Source organism: Campylobacter sp. JH32, assembly GCF_017846535.1.
Taxonomy (GTDB): Bacteria; Campylobacterota; Campylobacteria; order Campylobacterales; family Campylobacteraceae; genus Campylobacter_D; species Campylobacter_D coli.
This window is the reverse complement of record NZ_JAEQBS010000009.1, coordinates 69,929-91,151: the sequence shown is the minus strand read 5'-3', so window position 1 is coordinate 91,151 and position 21,223 is coordinate 69,929. Positions and strand designations below refer to the sequence as shown.

Annotated in this window: 19 protein-coding genes; 6 read left to right on the top strand and 13 right to left on the bottom strand. The window is 31.2% G+C overall.

Annotated features, from left to right (window positions below):
- The first annotated feature begins 96 nt into the window (after positions 1 to 96).
- Positions 97 to 606: an NAD(P)H-dependent oxidoreductase gene (locus KAR67_RS07680; RefSeq protein WP_002778513.1), complete on the top strand. Its 510-nt coding sequence runs from the start codon at positions 97 to 99 to the stop codon at positions 604 to 606.
- Positions 607 to 844: 238 nt separating this feature from the next.
- Positions 845 to 1,960, top strand: coding sequence for an N-methyl-L-tryptophan oxidase (gene solA, locus KAR67_RS07675; RefSeq protein ID WP_002778509.1), 1,116 nt, complete (start codon positions 845 to 847; stop codon positions 1,958 to 1,960).
- A 26-nt stretch (positions 1,961 to 1,986) separates the two neighbouring features.
- Here solA and KAR67_RS07670 read toward each other — a convergent pair whose 3' ends face one another.
- From KAR67_RS07670 to KAR67_RS07640, 7 genes are all read right to left on the bottom strand, one after another.
- Positions 1,987 to 2,589 (bottom strand): alpha/beta hydrolase, encoded by a 603-nt coding sequence (locus KAR67_RS07670; protein WP_072225768.1) that lies wholly within the window; start codon positions 2,587 to 2,589, stop codon positions 1,987 to 1,989.
- A gap of 26 nt (positions 2,590 to 2,615) precedes the next feature.
- Positions 2,616 to 4,103 carry a class I SAM-dependent DNA methyltransferase gene (locus tag KAR67_RS07665; protein WP_002845123.1) on the bottom strand — a complete coding sequence of 496 codons (1,488 nt, stop codon included), beginning with the start codon at positions 4,101 to 4,103 and terminating at the stop codon, positions 2,616 to 2,618.
- The gene (locus KAR67_RS07660) at positions 4,104 to 5,174 is read right to left on the bottom strand and encodes a Fic family protein (protein WP_002845124.1); all 1,071 of its coding nucleotides are present in this window, start codon (positions 5,172 to 5,174) and stop codon (positions 4,104 to 4,106) included.
- Between the two features lie 120 nt (positions 5,175 to 5,294).
- Positions 5,295 to 6,521: a restriction endonuclease subunit S gene (locus KAR67_RS07655; RefSeq protein WP_045243709.1), complete on the bottom strand. Its 1,227-nt coding sequence runs from the start codon at positions 6,519 to 6,521 to the stop codon at positions 5,295 to 5,297.
- A gap of 1 nt (position 6,522) precedes the next feature.
- The gene (locus KAR67_RS07650; protein ID WP_002829625.1) at positions 6,523 to 8,637 is read right to left on the bottom strand and encodes a DEAD/DEAH box helicase; all 2,115 of its coding nucleotides are present in this window, start codon (positions 8,635 to 8,637) and stop codon (positions 6,523 to 6,525) included.
- A complete protein-coding gene (locus KAR67_RS07645) occupies positions 8,627 to 9,571 on the bottom strand; it encodes a DUF1837 domain-containing protein (RefSeq protein ID WP_002829623.1) in 945 nt (314 codons plus the stop codon). Before KAR67_RS07645 ends, KAR67_RS07650 begins: the two co-directional genes overlap by 11 nt.
- On the bottom strand, positions 9,561 to 11,879 hold the full coding sequence (locus tag KAR67_RS07640; RefSeq protein ID WP_052782723.1) for a type I restriction endonuclease subunit R: 2,319 nt from the start codon (positions 11,877 to 11,879) through the stop codon (positions 9,561 to 9,563). The genes KAR67_RS07645 and KAR67_RS07640 overlap by 11 nt, the downstream gene beginning before the upstream one ends.
- Positions 11,880 to 12,012: 133 nt before the next feature.
- Between KAR67_RS07640 and KAR67_RS07635 the strand changes: the two genes are divergently transcribed.
- Positions 12,013 to 13,092 (top strand): NAD(P)-dependent alcohol dehydrogenase, encoded by a 1,080-nt coding sequence (locus KAR67_RS07635; protein WP_002784160.1) that lies wholly within the window; start codon positions 12,013 to 12,015, stop codon positions 13,090 to 13,092.
- Here the strand turns inward: KAR67_RS07635 and KAR67_RS07630 are convergent, their stop codons facing one another.
- Positions 13,093 to 13,545, bottom strand: coding sequence for a lipocalin family protein (locus KAR67_RS07630; protein ID WP_002778497.1), 453 nt, complete (start codon positions 13,543 to 13,545; stop codon positions 13,093 to 13,095). It lies immediately after the preceding gene.
- A gap of 123 nt (positions 13,546 to 13,668) precedes the next feature.
- On the opposite strand from KAR67_RS07630, the gene KAR67_RS07625 reads away from it, so the two are divergent.
- From KAR67_RS07625 to KAR67_RS07615, 3 genes are all read left to right on the top strand, one after another.
- Positions 13,669 to 14,859, top strand: a complete 1,191-nt coding sequence (locus KAR67_RS07625; RefSeq protein WP_002785819.1) for an MFS transporter — start codon at positions 13,669 to 13,671, stop codon at positions 14,857 to 14,859.
- A 16-nt stretch (positions 14,860 to 14,875) separates the two neighbouring features.
- On the top strand, positions 14,876 to 15,457 hold the full coding sequence (locus KAR67_RS07620; RefSeq protein WP_052782724.1) for an NAD(P)H-dependent oxidoreductase: 582 nt from the start codon (positions 14,876 to 14,878) through the stop codon (positions 15,455 to 15,457).
- A gap of 133 nt (positions 15,458 to 15,590) precedes the next feature.
- The gene (locus KAR67_RS07615) at positions 15,591 to 16,490 is read left to right on the top strand and encodes a DMT family transporter (RefSeq protein WP_002844851.1); all 900 of its coding nucleotides are present in this window, start codon (positions 15,591 to 15,593) and stop codon (positions 16,488 to 16,490) included.
- Here the strand turns inward: KAR67_RS07615 and KAR67_RS07610 are convergent.
- From KAR67_RS07610 to KAR67_RS07590, 5 genes are read right to left on the bottom strand one after another with little or no spacing between them, the layout of a single operon-like run.
- On the bottom strand, positions 16,487 to 17,251 hold the full coding sequence (locus KAR67_RS07610; RefSeq protein ID WP_002785821.1) for a putative hydro-lyase: 765 nt from the start codon (positions 17,249 to 17,251) through the stop codon (positions 16,487 to 16,489). The genes KAR67_RS07615 and KAR67_RS07610 overlap by 4 nt on opposite strands.
- Positions 17,252 to 17,259: 8 nt before the next feature.
- A complete protein-coding gene (locus tag KAR67_RS07605; protein ID WP_002790390.1) occupies positions 17,260 to 18,225 on the bottom strand; it encodes a biotin-dependent carboxyltransferase family protein in 966 nt (321 codons plus the stop codon).
- The gene (gene pxpB / locus KAR67_RS07600; protein WP_002787656.1) at positions 18,206 to 18,946 is read right to left on the bottom strand and encodes a 5-oxoprolinase subunit PxpB; all 741 of its coding nucleotides are present in this window, start codon (positions 18,944 to 18,946) and stop codon (positions 18,206 to 18,208) included. Before pxpB ends, KAR67_RS07605 begins: the two co-directional genes overlap by 20 nt.
- 1 nt (position 18,947) lies before the next feature.
- Positions 18,948 to 20,117, bottom strand: a complete 1,170-nt coding sequence (locus tag KAR67_RS07595; RefSeq protein WP_002781022.1) for an NRAMP family divalent metal transporter — start codon at positions 20,115 to 20,117, stop codon at positions 18,948 to 18,950.
- 21 nt (positions 20,118 to 20,138) lie between these two features.
- The gene (locus KAR67_RS07590) at positions 20,139 to 20,909 is read right to left on the bottom strand and encodes a LamB/YcsF family protein (RefSeq protein ID WP_162284611.1); all 771 of its coding nucleotides are present in this window, start codon (positions 20,907 to 20,909) and stop codon (positions 20,139 to 20,141) included.
- Positions 20,910 to 21,223: the final 314 nt, after the last annotated feature.

The following is a 21,223-nucleotide window of genomic DNA, read 5'->3' as shown; positions in this document are numbered from 1 at the left end:
TTTAGAGTAAAAATATAAAAATAATTAACCCTAGTATTCTATATAATATTTACACTTATACTTTATAATTTAGTAAATACTAAAATAAGGAAAAAAATGAAAACTTTAATCATTTTTGCGCATACATTTTGGGAAGATTCTAAGGTAAATAAGGCTTTGTTTGAAAGCATTAAAAATTCAAAACAAGTACAAATTCACAATCTTAGCGAAATTTACAAAGAGGGTAAAATCGATGTCAGTAAAGAAATGGCTTTGTTAAAAAATGCCGATAAAATCATCTTTCAATTTCCACTTTTTTGGTTTAGTACTCCAGCGCTTTTAAAAGAGTGGCAAGATAGGGTTTTAACAGCAATTCTTTATGGAGAAAATAAAGAACTTTTAAAAGATAAAAAATTTCAGATTGTAACGACTTTAGGCGGCGCGCAAGAGAGTTATGATGGGCATCATGGTGCGACTTTAGAAGAGCTTTTAAAGCCGATTTGTTATGCATTTGAATATCTAGGATGTAAGAGTTTAAAGCCTTTTGCAATCTTTAGTGCAGATGCAAATAAGCTTGATTTAAAAGCTTATCAAGACGCTATAAGTCAAAATTCAGGGTGTTCTTAAATACTTTTTATAAATTTAAGAAAATGCTTACAACTTACAAAAAATTTCTAAAACTCTAGCAATATAAAAAGCTTGAATTTAAGGTGATTGATCGCCTTAAATTTTTTAATTAAATTTTAATCCTCAAAATTTCTAAGCAAGGGATAAATTTTTATTTTTTATAAACACTGAACTAATATTTATAGTATAATTTTTTCCAAATTTTATGTATCAAATTGGCGATATAAAGGAAGATAAAATGACTTATGACATAGCGGTTATTGGAAGTGGTAGTGTGGGGAGTTTTGCTGGGTATTATGCGGCTAAAATGGGCTTAAAAACCTGTCTTATCGATAAATTTCAAGCACCTCATACTCAAGGTTCTTATCATGGTGATACAAGGATTTTTCGTATAGCTTATGGCGAGGGTGAAAAGTATATACCGCTTTTACAAGAGGCATACACGCTTTGGGGAGAATTTGAAAAAGAGCAAAATATCAAGCTTTTTGAGCGTTGTGGGCTTTTAAATATCGGCTCAAATTCTACTTTTATGCAAAATGTGCTCTCAAGTGTGAAAAATTACGATCTTAAAGCAAAAATTCTAAATGCCAAAGAATTGCAAGAAAATTATAATATTTGCGTATCGGATGATTTTTTCGGCGTGTTAGAAACAGATACAGGCTTTGTGTATAGTGATTTGAGTGTAAAAAGTGCTATCAATGCTGCTTGCAAGCTTGGTGCGCATACTTTGTGTGATGAAATCGTGCGCATATGCAAAGAAAATGGAGTGTATAAAATACAAACACAAAATTCCAGCATACAAGCAAAACAAATTCTAATCAGTGCAGGAAGTTATGTCAATGAAGTATTGGGCGTGTGTGAATTTGACTTGCCAAAAGTGCCTGTGGGCATTAGACGCAAAGTGGTGAATTGGTTTGATACGGATTCTTATAAACTCTCACAAGGTTTTCCAGCGTTTATACTCGAATTTGAAGACGATTATTTTTATGGTTTTCCTGATTTTGCAGATGGATTAAAGGTGGGTAGAGATAAAGTAGGGGAGATCATTAGCACCCGCGAAGAACGCGTGGAATTTGGATCTTATGAGCAAGATACTCTTGATATAGGCAAGCATATCAAAGAATTTTTTCCTGATTTAAAAGATTTTAGCAAAGGCAGTGTTTGCACCTATCCTTTAAGCCCTGATGATGATTTTATCATCGATTTTTTAGATGAAAATCTCTTTTTTATGGGTGGGCTTAGTCATGGGTTTAAATTCGCTCCCGCACTTGGACTTTTAGGCGTGAAAGCATTGCAGACTCAAAAGCTAGATCCGAGTATAAAGCAGTATTTTAGCTTAAAGCGTTTTGGATAAAGCTGTATAACCCTTATATTTAAGGGTTATTTAATACGCTCTAATTCTTCTATAACCAAAGGCAAATCTTTAAAGCCTTCGCTTTCCATAAAATGTCCACCATTTGGAGTTTGTATGAATTTAGCATTTAGCTTTTTGGCTAAATTTTCACTCATCCAAGTTGGCACGACTTTATCGTCTTTTGCGCTGATGATGATTTTGTGAATTATCATGTTATCAAGCTTTTTATAGTCTAATTTTGGCTTTATAAAATCATTTAAAATAGGCAATTTTGCCAAAGGTTCATCAAAGGGTGCAACCATTATTATACCGCCGATTTTAGTCCTTTCATCAAGCGAATTTAAAAAATCAAGCACCGCAACTCCACCTAAAGAATGCGTGATAAAAAAGGTATTTTCATCAAGTTTTGTGAAATTTTGACTCATGGTTTGCATCCACTCATCAAGCTTAGGCGAAAAAGCATTAGGGAAACTTAAAAGTAAAACTTCATGATTTTTAGCTTTTAAATTCTTTGCTACACTTGGTAAAAATCCGTAATTCTCATCGCTGCCATAGCCATGCACGATATAAATTTGCTTAGCAAAAACAAAGCTAATGCAAAGACAAAGCAAAAAGATGATTTTTTTCATAAGTGTCCTTTCTAAAATTCAGTAGTTTAGATAATATTTTGTATTTTTTGCAAAAGCTCATTGGCTTTTTCTTGATTTGCCTTTAAAGTGCTTAGGATTTCTTCTACTTCACGCAAGGTTTTTTCTTCTTTGGAATTTGGATTTTTAGCACTTATATCATAGTTTCTTTCTTCAAGTTCTTTTATGCTAACTAGATAAGAATGAGGAGTGATTTTTCTTTCCTTATAGATTTTTAAAAATTCCTCAAAATGTGCGTATTCTAAAGGCTTGTTTTTGGTGAGTTTAAAAGGTGGTATAAGCTCATAATAATACACCTTATCATCTTCACCACAAATACTTCTTTTTCCTTTTGAGAAAAAAAGCACATTGGTTTTTACCGCACTATAAGGTAAAAATACCCCGCTTGGCAAGCTTAAAACGCATTCGAGATTGAAATTTTCTAGCAAGTCTTTTTTCACGCTTACAAAGGCATTTGAATTTTGAAAAAGCACGCCCTCAGGCACTATTATAGCACATCTTCCGTTGTTATTTAAAGATTTTAAGATATGTTGTAAAAATAAAAGCTCAGTAGCGTTTGATTTTACGGGAAAGTTGTTTTGAATTTGTTCTTTTTCCTTGCCTCCAAAGGGTGGATTTGCCAAAATCACTTCATATTTTTCGCTTTGGGTTATGTCTGTGATTTTTTTATTTAGAGTGTTTGTTTTGATGATATTTGGAGATTTTACCTCGTGCAAGATCATATTCATCACGCCCATTGCGTAGCTTAGTGGGGTTTTTTCTTTGCCAAATAATGCATCATTTTGTAAAAATTCAAGCTCTTCTACGCTTAAATTTGCTTTTTTGTTTTTATTCCTGTCTTCATACAAGATATGCAAAAAGCTTTCTACTAAAAACCCACAACTCCCACAAGCAGGATCATAAATCCTTTCTTTTGCTTTAGGATCTATCACTTCTACCATAGCTCTTATCAAAGGGCGTGGCGTGTAAAATTCTCCACTATTTCCCCCATCGCTTCCCATATCTTTTAAAAGCTTTTCATAAACTTCACCTAAGGCAAATACATCACTTTCTTTACTAAAGCTTAGCTCATCGACTAAATTTATAACCTCTCTTAAGGTGTGTCCATTGGCTATGCGATTGTCTATAAACTCGAAAATTCCGCCTATTTTATACTCTATGCTTTTGAAATTTTCATTATCTTTAAAGCTTTTTAGATATGGAAAAAGCTCGTTATTTACAAAGCTAAGCAAATCATCTCCGCTTAAAGCATTTTTTACATCAAGTTTGCCTTCACTTGTTTTTGGAGCTGCCCATATTCTCCAGCTGAATTTTTCTTCTAAAATGCTTTTATATGCTTTATCATTTAAGATAGCTTCTAGTTTTAATTCTTCTTCATAATCATCTAAAAATTTTAAAAACAATATCCAGTTGATTTGCTCACTATAGTGCATCGCACCGCTTATACCATCATCGCGTCTTAGTATGTCTGTGATTTTGTCGATTTTATTTTGCATTTAAAAAATTCCCTTTTTAAAAAGTCTTAAAAGTTCTATATTTATATAATAATGATTTCTACCTATTTTAATGCATTCTAATACCCCTAAATTTTCACAAATTTTAAGATATTTTGAGGCACTTTGCCTAGAAATATTTAATTTTTCTATCAAAAAATCTATCTTTGTATAAGGATGAGAAAACAAAAGCTCTACAAAGTCTTTACTATAAAAATTGGTTTTATTTTGCAAAATTTCGCTTACATTTAGCATCATTTTTTCTATCGTGGTAATAGTTTCAATAGTTTTTATAGCAGTTTGTTCTACGCCTTTTAGTATGTATTCTATCCATTCTAAAATCGCTCTTTCATCTCGCACTTTTTGCAAAAGACTATAATACTCCCCTTTATTTTTTACAATATAAGCACTCAAATATAAGATAGGCAAATCAAGCAAGCCTTTATAAACCAAATAAAGTATATTTATAATCCTGCCTGTTCTGCCATTGCCATCATAAAATGGATGAATGCTTTCAAATTGATAATGAATGATTGCCATTTTTACTAAAAAATCTAGTTCATCTAAAGTATCATCGTTAATGTATTGCTCTAAATTTCTCATAAGCTCTTGTATGTCGCTATGATTTTGTGGGGGTATGTGTTTGATTTCTCCTGTGATAGGGTTTTTAAGCATTGTGCCACTTTGTTTTCTAAAGCCTGCATTGTTTCTTTCTAATCTTTTTTGAATTTCTAAAATATGTGCATTTCTCAACAAACGCTCTTTTTTTAAAAGCTCATACCCTTTTTTCAAAGCATTTTCATAGTCTTTTACTTCTTTTGCTGCTCTTGTAAGTTTGCTTTCATCGATTTGAGATAAAAAAAGTTCATCATGGGTTGTGATTATGTTTTCTATCTCACTCGAATCTTTTGCTTCTTGCAAAATTAAAGCATTGATTAAAATGTTTGGATTAGGGATACTTTTGCTAAGTCCATTGAGTTCTGCTAATTTTCTTGAAGCCTTGATGATAAGGCTGTAAATATTTGAATTTAATTCTATATTTAGAGGTAGTTTTGGCGGTATGAATTCTTTCATAATTTTCCAATATGTTAATTTTTTCTAAAAATTTTAACATTATAAAAAAATATGTTAAAAAAATCAAAAATTTTTAACATATTAAGCCAATGTGTTAAAATTTCTAAAAATTTTTAACATTTATAAATTTCCTTTAAAAGCCTTATCTAGCAATGAATTTTTAAGCTCTTGCAAGTTTTTTATCTGTGCTTGATAGTTTTGCTTTAAATTTTTTACATGAGAAGAAAGCTCATCTAAATGCGAAGCGATTTGCTCTTGCTCTTTGAGTGGGGGTAGGGGGATTTGTAATTTAGAAAATTCAGTTTTATTTATAATTGGCAAAGTTGTTTGAGAAGCATTCTTTTTTAGAATTGTTTGAAAATAATTACTCAAACATACAAAAAATAAATACTTTGAAGTAAAAGCAGAATTTGGAATAATTGCGTTAATTTGTTGATTGCAACTTCCATTAACTCCACTTAATCCTACTTTCCCAATAGAAGCACCTATACAAACTATCAAAATTGTATCTTTTGGTAAATTTCTTGCATTATCAAAGCCTAATTTTGATAAGTTATCACTAGCATATTTTATTATTATATCTCCATTTAAATCACTAGGCTTAAACAATGGATACTCATTTCCATAAAAATTAGGATTATTTTTACTAGGTGTTGTTCCGGTAATTATTTCTCCAATTTCCCCTAAGCTTTTCCATTCCCAACTTTGTGGGAGTTTGTAGTTTTCTTTGACATTGTCTTTTAAAGGATTGAAAGCTTTTTGTAAGGCGCTTTGCATTAACTCATCTAAATTTAGCAAATCCTGCTCTAAGATTTTTATACTCTCATCTATCTTTGCAAAACTCTCATCTAAAATTCCCACTATCCTTTCTTGCTCTTTGAGTGGTGGCAGTGCAATAGGGCATTTTTCTAAAATATTTAAATTTAATTTTGCAGTATGTGTTCCACCGCCAACTTTATTATCATTAATCCACCCTTCAATAAAATAAGAATTTAAAAAATAAACCAAATAATCACTTATAATTTTAACTTTTGGTTTTAAAAGCCCTAAGCTAACGAAAATACTAAATTCAAATTCTAAAGAAATTTTTATAGCTTTTCCTAAAGTTCCAATACGACAAATTAAAATATCTTCAAATTCAGGTTTAGCCCTTTTTATGAGTTTGTTATGCTCTTCTAGTGAAATGTATTTGACATCGCTTAAATCAAAAAAACCTTTAGAAATATTTTTAACAGATAAAAAAGGAATCCCTGTTTCTATATAGTTAGGTGTTTTGTGTGTTCCATCTGTAATAAAACATATTTCCCCTAAGCTTTTCCATTCCCAACCCTGCGGTAAATTTGTCATTTTATTGTCCTAAACCTTCATAAAAATAATTTAATATATAATCTTCAAAATCATCGTAAAGATTTTTTTCTTTTAATATGTTGATTATATCATCGGCTGTATATTCTTTAAATTTATCTAATGCTTGTTCTAGTGTTAATTCTTTATTTTCAAAATTAATAAATCCACATTCATGAAGTTTTTTAGAAATGATTCTAGGTAGTCCAAATTCTTCAAGAGTATAAACCACAGATGGCAAAAAAACATTTGAAAGTTTTGTAACAAAACTTGAAATATCTATCTCTTTTTCAGGATAGAGTATTTTTTGCAAAGTGTTAATATCAGAAAATAGTGATGCAATTTTAAAAGCTACATGATTTTCAAATTTAAAAAAATCATCCAAATCAATTCTCATATCTTTAATAAGTTCTGGTAGCGACTTAGTCCAATTTTGTGATAATTTTTTTACCAACTCAACAGTATTTATATCACCAATATTTTTACAATGAAATTCTCTTATAGACGCAATTCTAGATAAGATATACCATTTGTCAGGTTCATCATTAAATAAATATGTAAAAATTTCACTATTAAAATCTTTGCTTTGCAATATTTGAATTATTTTTATAATAACCCCTAAATCATTTTTTAACAATGTTTCTTTTTTAAGCAAATTGAATTTATCTCTTCCTATTAATTTTATTATTTCTAGTTGATTGTTTTCGACTTCTACTTGTATATTATCGGGGATTTCATTATTTATCTCATCATTAATAGATAAAGATTCTGATTTGATTTCTACATCTAATATCTTTTCTTGATTATCATCTTCGTTTGGAGATTCAAATAAATATACTTCTCCTATAAAATATTTAAACATTCTTCCGCTTCTACCTATAATGTTTTTATAAGTAAAATGATTTATATTTTTTGCTCCATTTTTTTTATCCCATAAAATAAGATTTTTTGCTGGAATATTAACCCCTTCTATTAAAGAAGATGTAGAAACAATGGTTTTTAGTAAATCTTTTCCTTCAAATAATCTTACTTGCAATTGCGATAGACATCTATGAAGCCTTCCATGATGTATTCCCACGCCAATTTTTAATGTATCATTAAGGTAGTGTTCTCCGTAATATTTTGATAACCATTTTGCAAAATTTTCCAATAAAGCATTTGAATTTTCTATAATGGTATTTTCCACCAAGATTTCACAAACTTTTTTTATATTGCTTTGACTTTGGGTATAAACTAGAGTTTTTTCATCTTTTTTTACTATTTCTAGAATTTTTTCTTCTTTTTCAAAATCCTTATTTTTATAACATTTATTAATATGAATAAAAACAGTATTGAAATCAAGGCATTCAAATTTCATTCCTTTACAAAGAATGCTATTTTCATTTTTTATCTTATCTATATTAGGGCAAATATAATATCTTTGATCAGAAATACTTGTATATTTCAAAATAGCATTTTGCAGTGGAGCAAATCTTTCATTTTCATAATCCTTTGATATTTTATAAAACTCATCAACTATAAAAAAATCAAGTCTGATATTTTCTTTATTAATAAATGAAAAATATTCAACTGCTCTTTCTGGAGAAAAAATAAAGATATTGTTATTTTCTAAATTGGTTTGTTGAGTGGTTGTGGTTATGTTATAGTTATAAAATTTCCTTACAAGTCTTCTTCTAGCTTCATCTAACAAAGAAATAGTAGGGACAATGATTAATATATTTTTTGGTTTTTTCATAGCTATTAGAGCATCGATAATAAAGCTTTTGCCAAAACTTGTTGGAGCAGAAAGGATAAGACTTTCATTACTTAAAAGTCTTTTTAAAACTCTTGATTGTTCTCTATGTAAAACCTTTGGTTCATCCTCTCCAATATCTGTTTTAAAGCATTCTAGTAAGAATTTGTCTTCTAAAATTGAAGTATCTTGATTCATATAGGGATATAACCCAAATTGTCTAATGAGATGATTTAATATAGGCGGATATAAAGCCTTATCTTGAATTTCATCAAGTAAATAAAAAAGCTTTTCTTTAGCTTCTGCTTCTTTATCATTATTTAGAATTTCATATATTTCTGTACATTTATCAAAAATTTTTTCACCAATTTGTTTATTAGTCGGCATTTCTGTAACTCTCAAAGATTTTATTTATTTTGCTAATAATTTCCTCCTTATCAGGAATAGGAAATAAAATTATGTGAAATTTTATTCTATCGATATATGTAATTTCATTTAAAAGGTTTTTAATCTCTTCTGATATTTTATTGCCATTTTCTTTATGAAAGTTTTTTATCGTTGTTTTATAATCGTCGGTAATTTCCTCAATTTTTTTTGTGTAATCACAATCATAAATAATAGATATTGGCACATGCAAAATACCTTTTAAGTTATCTAGATTAATATTTCCATTAATAATTTGTTTGAAATTTGTCAATGTGCTTGTTTCGATGTTATGATGTTTTGCTAGATTATCTAATTCATGTAGATTTGCAATTATTCTAGCTTCATTAAGAATAGTTTCATCGCTTAGATTATCTTTTAGAGATTTTGTAGCTTTTCTTATAGCATCGTCTAAGTTTTTATATAGCTTTGATTCGCCTAGCCACAAATGGTATTCTTGATTTTCTATAGTTAGATGAACGCTATCAAATCCAAATGCTTCCATATTACGATTTTGTTTATAAAAAATTTTAGGAACAATAGGTAGAGCATTATAATATTCTCTCATAATACCGTGGAGAAAAATTTCTCCTATCTCTCCACTCCTTTCATCTATTCTTAGTTTTGAGATAGCTTTATCTAAAATTTCACCTTCATTACCCGCTAAACTTTGCCTTTCTTGTTCTGTTAGAGCACATTCTTTTAAATTGGTAATAATGAAATTTCTAAAATTTTTCATTTTCCACTTTTTGCTTTCAAATTGATTTGAAATAGATAGTAAAAAATGATGATATTGACAACATAGTGTTTCATTTAAAATTATTATAAAGTTATCATTATCTTTATTTTTCACATAGGTGTTTATTGCCGTTGTATTTTCTATTTCGTTATCTTGCATAAATCTCCCTTTGTAAATCATCTACGCTTTGCTTTAAATTCTCCACTCCGCCAAATTCACTGACTATTTCTTTTACATTACCTAAAGAGCTAAGCTCTATCAAAGGAGCTAAGCTTCTATCAAAATCTTTTATGCCGTATTGCTGATATCTATCTAGTAAAAATTCTATGAATTTTATAGCTTTTTCTTTTTGGAAGCGTTTTAAAAATTCACTCTTTTCTACTTGCAAAACGCGTTCTTGTCTTGTTTTGATCTCAGCATTAAAACTCAAATGCGCCAAAACATCATATATATCACAATCCTTCTTATCAAAAATTTCACCCAAATCTTTCAAGGCATTTTCATCGACTCCATCTTTTTCAAGGGTTTTTAAGAAATTTAGCCTAGTTTCTTGCTTGCTCCAAATTTCACGAAGTTTTACTTCATCGTCGTAGTATTCTGCTAGCTTGCCTATCAAAAATTCTAAAAATTCTTTAGTGCTAAGTGGTTTGCCATTACTTCCTAGATAGCTTGTGTTTATGTCAAGCACTTTGAGTTTTGTGCCTTTTAAATGCACGGTGATTGCTTTTTTGCTTTCTGTTTCTTTTGTTTTGTCTGATTCTTTTTTATTTTGCTTGCCCCAAATTTCGCTTTTATCTTCTTTATCTTCATCTTTGACTTGTTCGCCATCCCATTTTGGATCATAAAATAACTTTGTCGCACCTACAAAATCTATGATGGTAAAAAAGTCTTTTCCTTCATACACTCTAGTGCCTCGCCCTATGATTTGTTTAAATTCTATGATAGAGCCTATATTTGCCAAAAGTACTATGTTGCGGACATTTCTAGCATCTACGCCTGTGGTTAGCATTTTAGAGCTTGTAAGGATTACAGGATAGCTTTTGTCATTGTCTTGAAATTGTTTTAAATATTCAAGTCCTATCTTACCCTCATCGCTCGTAACTCTTACACAATAATCATCTCTTTTAACACTTTTAAATTTATTAATAGCTCTTTTTATATCGCTTGCGTGAGCTTGATTGGCACAAAAGATGATGGTTTTATCCATAGGATCTATAAGTTTTAAAATTTCTTTAGCTAGAAAATCATTATATTGAGGTAGATGGATATTTCTTTCAAATTCACTCATTTTATAAAATCCTTTTTCTAGCTCTCCTTCTATGAGATCATCAGGATTATATACATAGCCTTCGCTAAGTGTGGTGGTGATGCGTTTTACCTTATAAGGGGTTAAAAATCCATCTTCTATACCCTCTTTTAGGCTATACTCATACGCACTTTCACCAAAATACCTGTAAGTGTCTACATTATCACTCTTTTTAGGTGTGGCAGTAAGTCCTAAATGAGTAGCTGATGAAAAGTGCTCTAGTACGCACGCCCAGTTTCCTTCTTCGTTTGCTCCGCCTCTGTGACACTCATCGATGATGATAAGGTCAAAAAAATCTTTTGGGTATTGTAGATAAAATTTGCTCTCTTGTTCTTCTTGGGTATTTTCTTGATCTTTAGAATTTGCAGCTAGACTTTGATAAATTCCAAAGAAAACATTTGCGTTGGTGATGATTTTTCCATCATTTTTTCTAATCTCTTCTGCGCTGATTACTTTACAATCGCTTTCTACTGCGTTAAATTCTCCCAAAGCTTGATCTCTTAAGCTCACTCTATCGCATAAAAACAATATTTTAGGTTTTTGGTCTTTGTTTTCTTTATTCCATCTTGCTTCAAGCAAACGATAACACAAAGCAAAAGCTATAGTCGTCTTACCTGTGCCGGTAGCAAGGGTAAGTAAAATTCTATCTTTACCATTGATTAAAGCTTCTATGACTTTATCTACGGCTATTTTTTGGTAGTATCTTAATGTTTTTTGAGGTATGTATAATTCTCTTTGAGTTAAAAGTTTGTATTGCCATTCTTTTAAATTTCCATAAACTCTTTGAAAAAGTTCGTTAGGGCTTGGAAAATTTTCTATATACTCACCCCTTGAAACCCTTAAATCATACTCATAAATTTTATCGCCATTAGTGCTATAAATAAAAGGCACATTTAAAGTTTTAGCGTATTCTATACCTTGAGATAAGCCATCTAAGGCGTCTTTGTTTTGTTTTTTAGCTTCTATGATGGCAAGATTGTTGTTTTGAAATTTGAGCAAATAATCTGCAAATTTTCTTTCAGCTCTTTTGTTGCCTATGAGTTTGCGTCCATCGGTGAAATAATAATTCCTTATGATATTTTCTTCACTCCAAGAACTAGCATAAAGCTTTGCGTCTATAAGCTTAACCCTTGTATCATCTTCTGAATATAAATTTTGCATTTTTACCCCAAAGTGAAATTAAATTTTGTAATTATAACATTTATAATAAATTTTTAAAAAATTTAATTTCCCTCTTGACTTAGAGCTACTCTAATGTTTTATAATTTCAAAAATCAAAAAATAAGGAGAGAAAATGGACTCTAAAATCTTTTTAGAAAATGGTCGCATTCAAAGCAAGGGCTATGCTATGCTTAGCAAAGATGCGAAATTCACACCCTTTGAATTCACACGCCACGCTGTGGGTGATAATGATATTTTGATTAAAATTTTATACGCAGGAATTTGTCATAGCGACATCCACACTGCAAGAAGCGAGTGGGGAGAAGCTGTGTATCCTTGTGTGCCAGGGCATGAGATAGCAGGAGAAGTGATCGCAGTGGGTAAAAATGTGAGCAAATTTAAAGTAGGGGATTATGCAGGGGTTGGCTGTATGGTAAATTCATGCGGAGAATGCGAAGCATGCAAAAAATCCCAAGAGCAATTTTGCGAAAAAGGACAAACCATCTATACTTACAATAGCTGCGATATTTTTCATGATAATGAAAACACCTATGGAGGCTACTCAAACAACATAGTCGTAAGTGAAAAATTTGCTGTTTGTGTGCCAAAAGATGCACCGATGGAAAAAGTCGCGCCTTTGCTTTGTGCAGGAATTACCACTTATTCTCCGCTTAAATTTTCAAACATTAAAGCTGGCTCAAGCGTAGCAGTAGCAGGATTTGGCGGACTTGGTATGATGGCGGTTAAATATGCTGTGAAAATGGGTGCAAAAGTAAGTGTTTTTGCTAGAAATGAAAACAAAAAAGCCGATGCTTTGGCTATGGGCGTGAGTTCTTTTTATACAAGCACAGATAAAAATGCTGTAAAAGAACGCTTTGATCTTATTATCTCTACCATCCCAACTCCTTATGATCCTAGTGCTTATATGGATTTGCTTAAATTTGGCGGTGAAATGGCGATAGTGGGCTTGCCACCTCACGAAGTTGCTCCAAGTATCAGCGTGATAACCTTTGTGCATAAAGCGGGTAAAAAAGTCTATGGTTCACTAATCGGCGGAATCGCAGAAACTCAAGAAATGCTTGATTTTTCTTTAAAGCATAAAATTTACCCTGAAACCGAACTCATCACTTCAAAAGATATCGACAAAGCTTATGAAAATCTCACTTCAGGAAAAGCAAAATTCCGCTATGTGATCGATATGAGAGATGAGTAATTAATACTTATCAAAAACTATATCGCTAATGTCAAAACCTTTTTGCTTAGCGATATCTAAAAGTTTATCTATCTCTTTTTTATCGATGATTTTTCTAGATAAAATCCAAAGATACTCTTTATCAGGACTTCCAACGACAGCGACTTCATAGTTTGTGTCTATAAAGAGAATTTCATAATTTGTTTTATTAAATAAATTCATAAAAATGCTAAATTTCACCGATAAAGCTCTTGGGGATTTTACTTTGGCTTTGCCTTGTACTTGCGAAACCTCTCCATCTTTTTTAACACAGATATTTTTTATATTTACAACAGGGGTAGAGCCTTCGTATTCTAGTTGATATTCAGCTTTAGACTGAACGCAAGATTTTTGAAAAAATGCAGGTTTTCTAGCCATTTCAAGCCAAGTTCCCATATATTTTTCTAAATTAACATCTCCTATAAGTTCTATCATGATATCCTCCTTTTGTTTTTTGAAATATTCTTTATATCTGATTAAATCATCACTTTATGTATTGACATTATAACTTGCATAAATTAAAATTGCGAGTTTAATTTTTTGAAAAAGGTTTTTTTAATGCAACAATCAAGTATAACTATAAACAATACTTATCAAATCAAGATCTTAATCACGCTTTGTCTAGGTGTGTTTGGGCTTATCAGTATGGAGCTTGGGGTGATGGGGATCATACCGCTTATATCGGAGAAATTTGGCGTAAGTGTTAGTGATGCGGGGTGGAGTGTGAGTATATTTGCACTTATTGTAATGTGCTGTGCGCCTATAGCACCTATGCTTTGTGCAAATTTTAATCCTAAAAAGCTTATGTTATTTTGCTTGGCTATTTTTTCTCTTAGCTCTTTGGCAAGCATGTTTGTAAATGATTTTTGGCTTCATTTGATCTTAAGAGCTATCCCTGCTTTTTTTCATCCTATTTATCTTGCACTTGCTTTTAGCACAGCCGCAAATTTAGCAGATGATAAAAGTAAAGTACCCCATATAGTCGCAAAGATTTTTATGGCTATTAGCGCAGGTTTGGTTCTTGGTGTGCCCCTTAGTAGTTATTTTGGTGGGAATTTTAGCTTTGAAATGGCGATGGCTTTTTATGTGGTGATCAATTCTTTAGCGTTTTTTATCACTTTGTTTTTTATGCCTGAATTTAAAAAGACAAGTAGGATAAAGGTAGGAAAACAGCTTTTAAGTCTAAGATATGCGCTTTTGTGGATTTCTATGCTTGCTGTTTTTTGTATTTCGACTGGATATTTAGGATTTTATTCTTATTATTCTGAATTTTTATTTAGCGTGAGTAAAATGAGCTTTACAAATATCAGTTTAGCACTTTTTATTTATGGTTTTGCAAGTATTATTGGTAATAATATCGCAGGAAAAACTTTAGTCAATCACTCAAATCAAACGCTTATATTTGCTTCTATGGCAATGATTTTGATATATGCTTTGATTTTTGTAAATGCAGCGCAATTTGCAATCATGCTTACATTAAGTTTGATTTTGGGAATTGTAAATGGGGTTATGAATAATGCAATGCATTATATCATCACTTTTCCTTTCCCTAGGGCAAAAGATTTTACCAATGGGCTTTTTATAAGTGTTTCAAATATTTCTATCAGCGTAGGTGCTACTCTTTGTGGCTTAGTCATTTCTATAAAAGAAACTAAATACATTGCGATAAGTTCTATCATCATGGTGGGCTTAGGGCTTATTTTGGTATTGGTTAGAATGAGATTAGAAGATAAAAAATTAAAAATTTAATTATAAAGGAGAAAAGATGAAAAATATACTTTTATTAAATGGAGCAAAAAGTTTCGGACATTCAGGCGGCAAGCTCAATGATACTTTGCGCGAAGTGGCAAAAGAAAGCCTTTTGAATTTGGGATTAAAGGTCGATGAAACCTATATCGATAAGGGATATGATATAGAAAATGAAGTTGCAAAGATACTTAATGCTGATGCGATCATCTATCAAATGCCAGGATGGTGGATGGGTGAGCCTTGGATAGTGAAAAAATACATTGATGAGGTTTTTACTGCAGGGCATGGAAAATTTTATGCAAACGATGGTAGAAGTAGAGAAGATGCAAGTAAAAAATATGGCAGCGGCGGACTTGTAAATAATAAAAAATATATGTTTAGCCTTACTTGGAATGCACCACTTGAAGCCTTTAATGATAAAGATCAGTTTTTTGAAGGTGTGGGCGTAGATGGAGTGTATTTGCATTTACACAAAGCAAATCAGTTTTTAGGTATGAAGCCTTTGCCGACTTTTATTTGCAATGATGTGATGAAAAATCCACAAGTAGAAAAATACATCGAGGATTATAAAGCGCATTTGCAAAAAGTGTTTAGCTAAGCTAAATAGCAAATGTAAAATTTGCACCATTTCATAGATGATTTTAAATAAACATTAATTCATGCTGGGTTATTATTTAACCTAGCATTTTGATATCATAAAAACATTCTTATTTATTTCAAAGGTAGTATAAATGGATCGTTCAAAATATTTATTTATCTTGCTTGTTATTGCTATGTTTTTATGGGGTTCTTCATGGCCGACATCTAAGATTTTGGCGAACTATACAGATACTTCTATTATTACCTTCTGGCGTTTTTTCTTTGTTGTATTGGGTTCATTTTTTGTTTTAAGCTTTTTAAAAATTCCTCTTAGACTTGAAAAAAATGCTTTAAAATGGGTCTTGATAGCAGGAGTTTTAAATGGACTTTATGCCTTTGTATTTTTTATCGCTATAAAGCATGGTTTAGCAGGTAAAGGAGGGGTTTTAGTAACCACTATGATCCCTATATTTTCTTATTTGATATTTGTGATAGCGATATTCTTTCAAAAAGATAAAAAATCAACTCACAAGATCACAAAGAGTGAAATTCTAGGCTTATTTTTGGGTTTGATTTCAGGGCTTTGTTTGCTAAATTTAGGCTCTATGGAAGAGCTTTTGGGTAAGTTTAATGCTTTGTTTTTAAGCTGTGCTTTTATATGGGCTTTAATGGCTGTTTTTACTCATAAAGCAAAAGGAACTCATCCTTTGGCGATCAATTTTTATATCAATCTTATGTCATTATTGATGTTTTCATGGGTGTTGTTTGATCTTAAAAGTTATGAGATCTTTCAATTTGATTTTAAATTTTGGATCAATCTTTTTGTGGTGGCTTTTTTATCTACGGTGGTAGGTACGAGTATATATTATTATGGAATTCATATTTTAGGAAGTGTAAAAGCAAATTCTTTTGTTTTAATCACTCCTGCAAGTGCTTTGATTTGTAGCTTTTTTATCTTAGATGAAGTGCCTACTATACTTACTTTAATAGGCTGTGTTTTAGCGATTTTTGCTATATATTTTATCAATATTTATAGCAAGAAAAAATCCTAAGATTTTAAAGATGAATTTAAAATATCGCTTATAAACATATGCCCTGGCGCATGGGTAATCACAAAAGGCAATTTTGCTTTCATTATCACATTTTGTGGAGTTACTCCGCAAGCCCAAAATACAGGAATTTCGCCTTCTTTTATAATAGGATCATCACCAAAATCAGCTTTTAAAATATTATTTATACCAATTTCCTTAGCATTGCCAATTTGCACAGGAGCTCCGTGAACCAAAGGAAAATTAGCAGTGATTTCTTTAGCTTTTTTGGCATTATCAGGAGTAAAGGGACGCATGGAAACAACCATTTCACCGCTAAAAACTCCTACACTTTTGCAAGCAATATTGGTTTTATACATTGGCACATTGCATTTATTGCTAATATGTCTTATTTCTAAGCCTTTTTCAAGTAAAGCTTCTTCAAAAGAAAAGCTACAACCTAGTAAAAAACCTATCAAATCATCGTTATAATACTCGCTTATATCGTAAGCTTCTTTAGTTTTTATCCCATTTTCATAGATAAAATATTTTGGAATATCGGTGTAAATATTTGCATTTTTGGCAATTTTTTGAGTAAATTTACCATGTACTATTTCTAAAAGTGGGCAGGGTTTTGGATTAAGCATGCAAAAGGTTTGAAAGTCTTTAGCGTATTCTTTGGGTAAAATCACCAAATTTGCTTGTGCGTAGCCTAAGGCCATGCCTGAAGTTTGTTCTTTTATCTCACCTTTTGCGATTTTTTCTCTTAGTTCTTTTGGATTCATCTTTATCCTTAAATCAAATTTTCAAAATCAAGATTGATTTTTTTATCCAAAGTCTTAAATTTTTCTTCCCTTTGCTTATAAAGTTCTAAAGCATTTTGCATGCTAATGTTTTCAAATTTAAAATTTGTTCCTAATTTCGCTTGTGCAAGCAAAGGCAAGTCATTTTCTATAACAGAGGCTATTTTTGTATAACCTCCAGTGCTTTGTCTTCCTGCCATTAAAATGATAGGTAGGCCATTTTTTGGCACTTGAATACTTCCAAAAACCGCAGGATCTGAAATAATATCGGCTGAATTTTTATGTTCTATCGTAGTTTTAGCTTCTGCATAAATTGCCATTCTATCGCTTTTTAAGCCTATTTTATAACTAGTATTTAAAAAGGTATTTAAGCCATTTTGCGTAAAAGCATCATCATTTGTGCCTAAAATAACACGGATAGTGGGTTCTTTAGCAAATTGAAAAACAGGATTTTCGCATTCTCTTTTTGATAGATTAAAGGGGATAAAGCTGTTATTTAGTTCTAATACATCATCCTTTTGCAAAGCTCTTCCATTAAATACCCCAACACCCATTTTTACATCGCTTGATTTTGAATTTAAAAAGCTTTTTATCTTAAATCCACCCGCTACGCATAGATAGCCTCGAAAACCTATTTTTGCTAAACCAAGTTCTAAAATATCACCCTTTTTTGCTTGATAAACTTTGCAAGTTTGAATTTTTTTATTATTTAATTTAGCTTCAAATTCTGCCCCGCTTAATACAAAATAGCTTTCATCTAAAAATTCGTATTTTCCACCCTTTAAACAAAGCTCAAGTCCTGCTTCATCTTGTTTATTTCCAAGTAAGATATTTGCAATCCTTAAAGAAAGTTCATCCATCACACCGCTTCTTGCTATGCCTAATTTAGCATAATTTTTACGCCCAAGATCTTGTATGGTGGAATTTATAGAAGCTTCAATGACTTTTATACTCATAAATTTCCTTTTGATAAGCTTTTTTTAAAACTTGTTCTTTAATATCGTAAAATTCATCTTTTGAAATGGCCTTAAATTTTAAAAGCATTCCCGCTTTTAAAAGTGTAGGATTTTTCTCATCCTCTTTGTTAAAAAATTCCAAAGGAGTTCTAGCAATGATTTGCCAACCGCCTGGGCTTGAAATCGGATAAACTCCTGTTTGCTTATCGGCAATACCTACACTTCCTGCCTCAATTTTAGTTCTAGGGCTTGCAAGTCTTGGGGTAAAAAGTCTTTCATCAAGTCCTCCAAGATAGGGAAAACCTGCCATAAATCCTAGCATAAAAACAAGATAATAGGGTTTTGTGTGAAGATTTATCAATTCTTCCTTGGAAAGATTGTGATATTTGCATACAAATTCTAAATCAAGCCCAAATTCTTCATCATAACAAAGTGGAACTTTAATACAGAGATTGGATTTTTTCTCCGTTATTTTAATATCCTTTTTGATTTTTTCCAAAAAATCAAGTAAAGAATTTAAGGATAATACGCAAGGATTAAAATAAATAAGCAAGCTAGAATAAGCACTTACAAGCTCATCTATGCCATAAATTTCATTTTCATTTATGCCTTTTTGAATTCTAGCTTCTGTACTTAAAACCAAAGCATTAATTTGAGGTGAAATTTCTTGTTTAAAGCGCAAAAGCACCGCTTTACTTCCACTAAAATGTACGCTAAACATTTTACATTAACTTTATCATAGAAAGTACAGATAAATAAGACATCAAAGCCACGATCAAAAGCCCAAAAGCACTCATCCATTTAGGATGTTTATAGTCTCCAACTACGCTTTTTTTATGCGCTGCAATTATCATTATAAATAGGGTAACAGGCAAAATCCAACCATTGATCGTCCCAACGATGATTAATATACTTGCAGGAGATTTTCCAAGTATATAAAAAACTAAAGTTGAAACAATAATGAAAAAAATTACCACAAAGCGGTTATATTTTTCAATCCAAGGGTGAAAGGATCTTATAAAAGATACAGAAGTGTAAGCAGCCCCGATAACTGATGAAATAGCAGCTAAAAATAGTACTACGCCAAAGATTTTTAAGCCCAAATCCCCTAAAGCATGATGAAATACTGAACCAGCAGGATTTTCTTTATCCAGTATAAAACCAGAACTAACTACTCCTAAAACTGCTAAAAACAAAATCACACGCATGATTCCTGTGATGATGATTCCGCTTACTGCAGCTTTATTAATATAGTTTAAATTTTCTTTTCCATAAAGCTTTGCATCTATAAGTCTGTGCGCGCCTGAAAATACTATATATCCACCCACTGTTCCGCCTACTAAGGTTACTATAGAAATAACATCAATTTGTGTAGGTATAAAGGTTCTAAAAAGAGCTTCGCCAATGGGAGGTTTTGAAGCAAAGGCTACATAAGCAGTAAGTACAATCATCACAAAACCTGCTAAAACGATGAATTTATCCATCAATTCCCCAGCTTTTTTAAAGATAAAAATACCAATAGCGATAATAGCGCTAATAACTGCTGCATTTTCTACGCTAATACCTAATACTATATTTAATCCAAGCCCAGCTCCTGCTATGTTTCCTATATTGAAGAAAAAGCCACCTAGTGCAATTAAAAAAGCTACAAAATAGCCCAAATTGGGTAAAACCATATTGGCTACTTCAGTTCCTCTTTTTCCACTTATCCCTATAATGCGCCAAATATTAAGCTGTGCTCCTATATCCAAAATAATAGAAACAAGTATTACAAAACCAAAACTAGCCAATAAGCTTCCTGTAAATGTTGCTGTTTGGGTTAAAAATCCAGGGCCAATAGCAGAGGTTGCCATCAAAAAAGCAGCGCCCAAAAGAGCGGTTTTGTTTATCATTTTTATCCTTTCTTATAGTTTTTAATTTATAAAATCATTTAAGGCTTTTATTTGAATTTGTTCTTTTGTTAAATTTTCTTTGATTTTTTTAACAAATTCTAATGCTTTTATACCATCTCCATGCACGCAAATACTATCAGCTTTTAAATCCACTTCTTTGCCATTTATGCTTGTCACTTTGCTTTCTTTTATCATTTTTATCACGCGTTTGATAGCTAAATTTTCATCGTGTATTAACGCCCCTTCTAATTTTCTTGAAACTAAAGTGCCATCATCATTATAGGCACGATCCGCAAAAACTTCATTAGCATATCTTAAACCCTTTTTCTTAGCTGCTTCATTCATAGCAGAATTACTAAGCCCTAGAAAAATAATATTTTCATCAAAACTCGCCACTGCCTCACAAAGTGCTAAGGCTAAATTTTCATCAATAGCTGCCATATTATAAAGCGCCCCATGGGCTTTACAATGCTGTATTTTCATACCTTTTGCCTTAGCAAAGCCAAATAAAGCTCCTAGTTGATACAAGGCATAGTTTTTAGCCTCTTCAAAGCTTATTTGCATATTGCGTCTTCCAAAACCCAAAAGATCAGGATAAGATGGATGTGCTCCTATGCAAACACCATTTTGCTTGGCTAAATTTAAGGTTTCATCCATCACGCAAGGATCACCCGCATGAAAGCCACAAGCGACATTTGCAGAGCTAACAAATTTTAAAATTTCTTCATCCATACCCATTTTATAGACGCCAAAGCTTTCTCCTAGATCACTATTTAAATCTACTTTAAACATTTTTTACCTTATTTGTTTAATATAATCTTAACTTTTATTGTATCTTTTTTTTAACCAGACTAAGAATGATATTTTTTTAAAAAATGTAAATTTTATAAAAAATATAAAATTTATTACAAATTGTAATAAATATGAAATTAATAAATATGTTATAATTTAACTATAAAAATATTTTAAGAAATCAAAACAATGCAAGAAAATACTCAAAGACATATACAAAATATAAAAATATCAGCTCTAAGCGGTGTGGGAATAATTTTTATGCTGATATATTTTTTATCCTCTTTTTTTATCATTGTTGTATTTAAAATGAA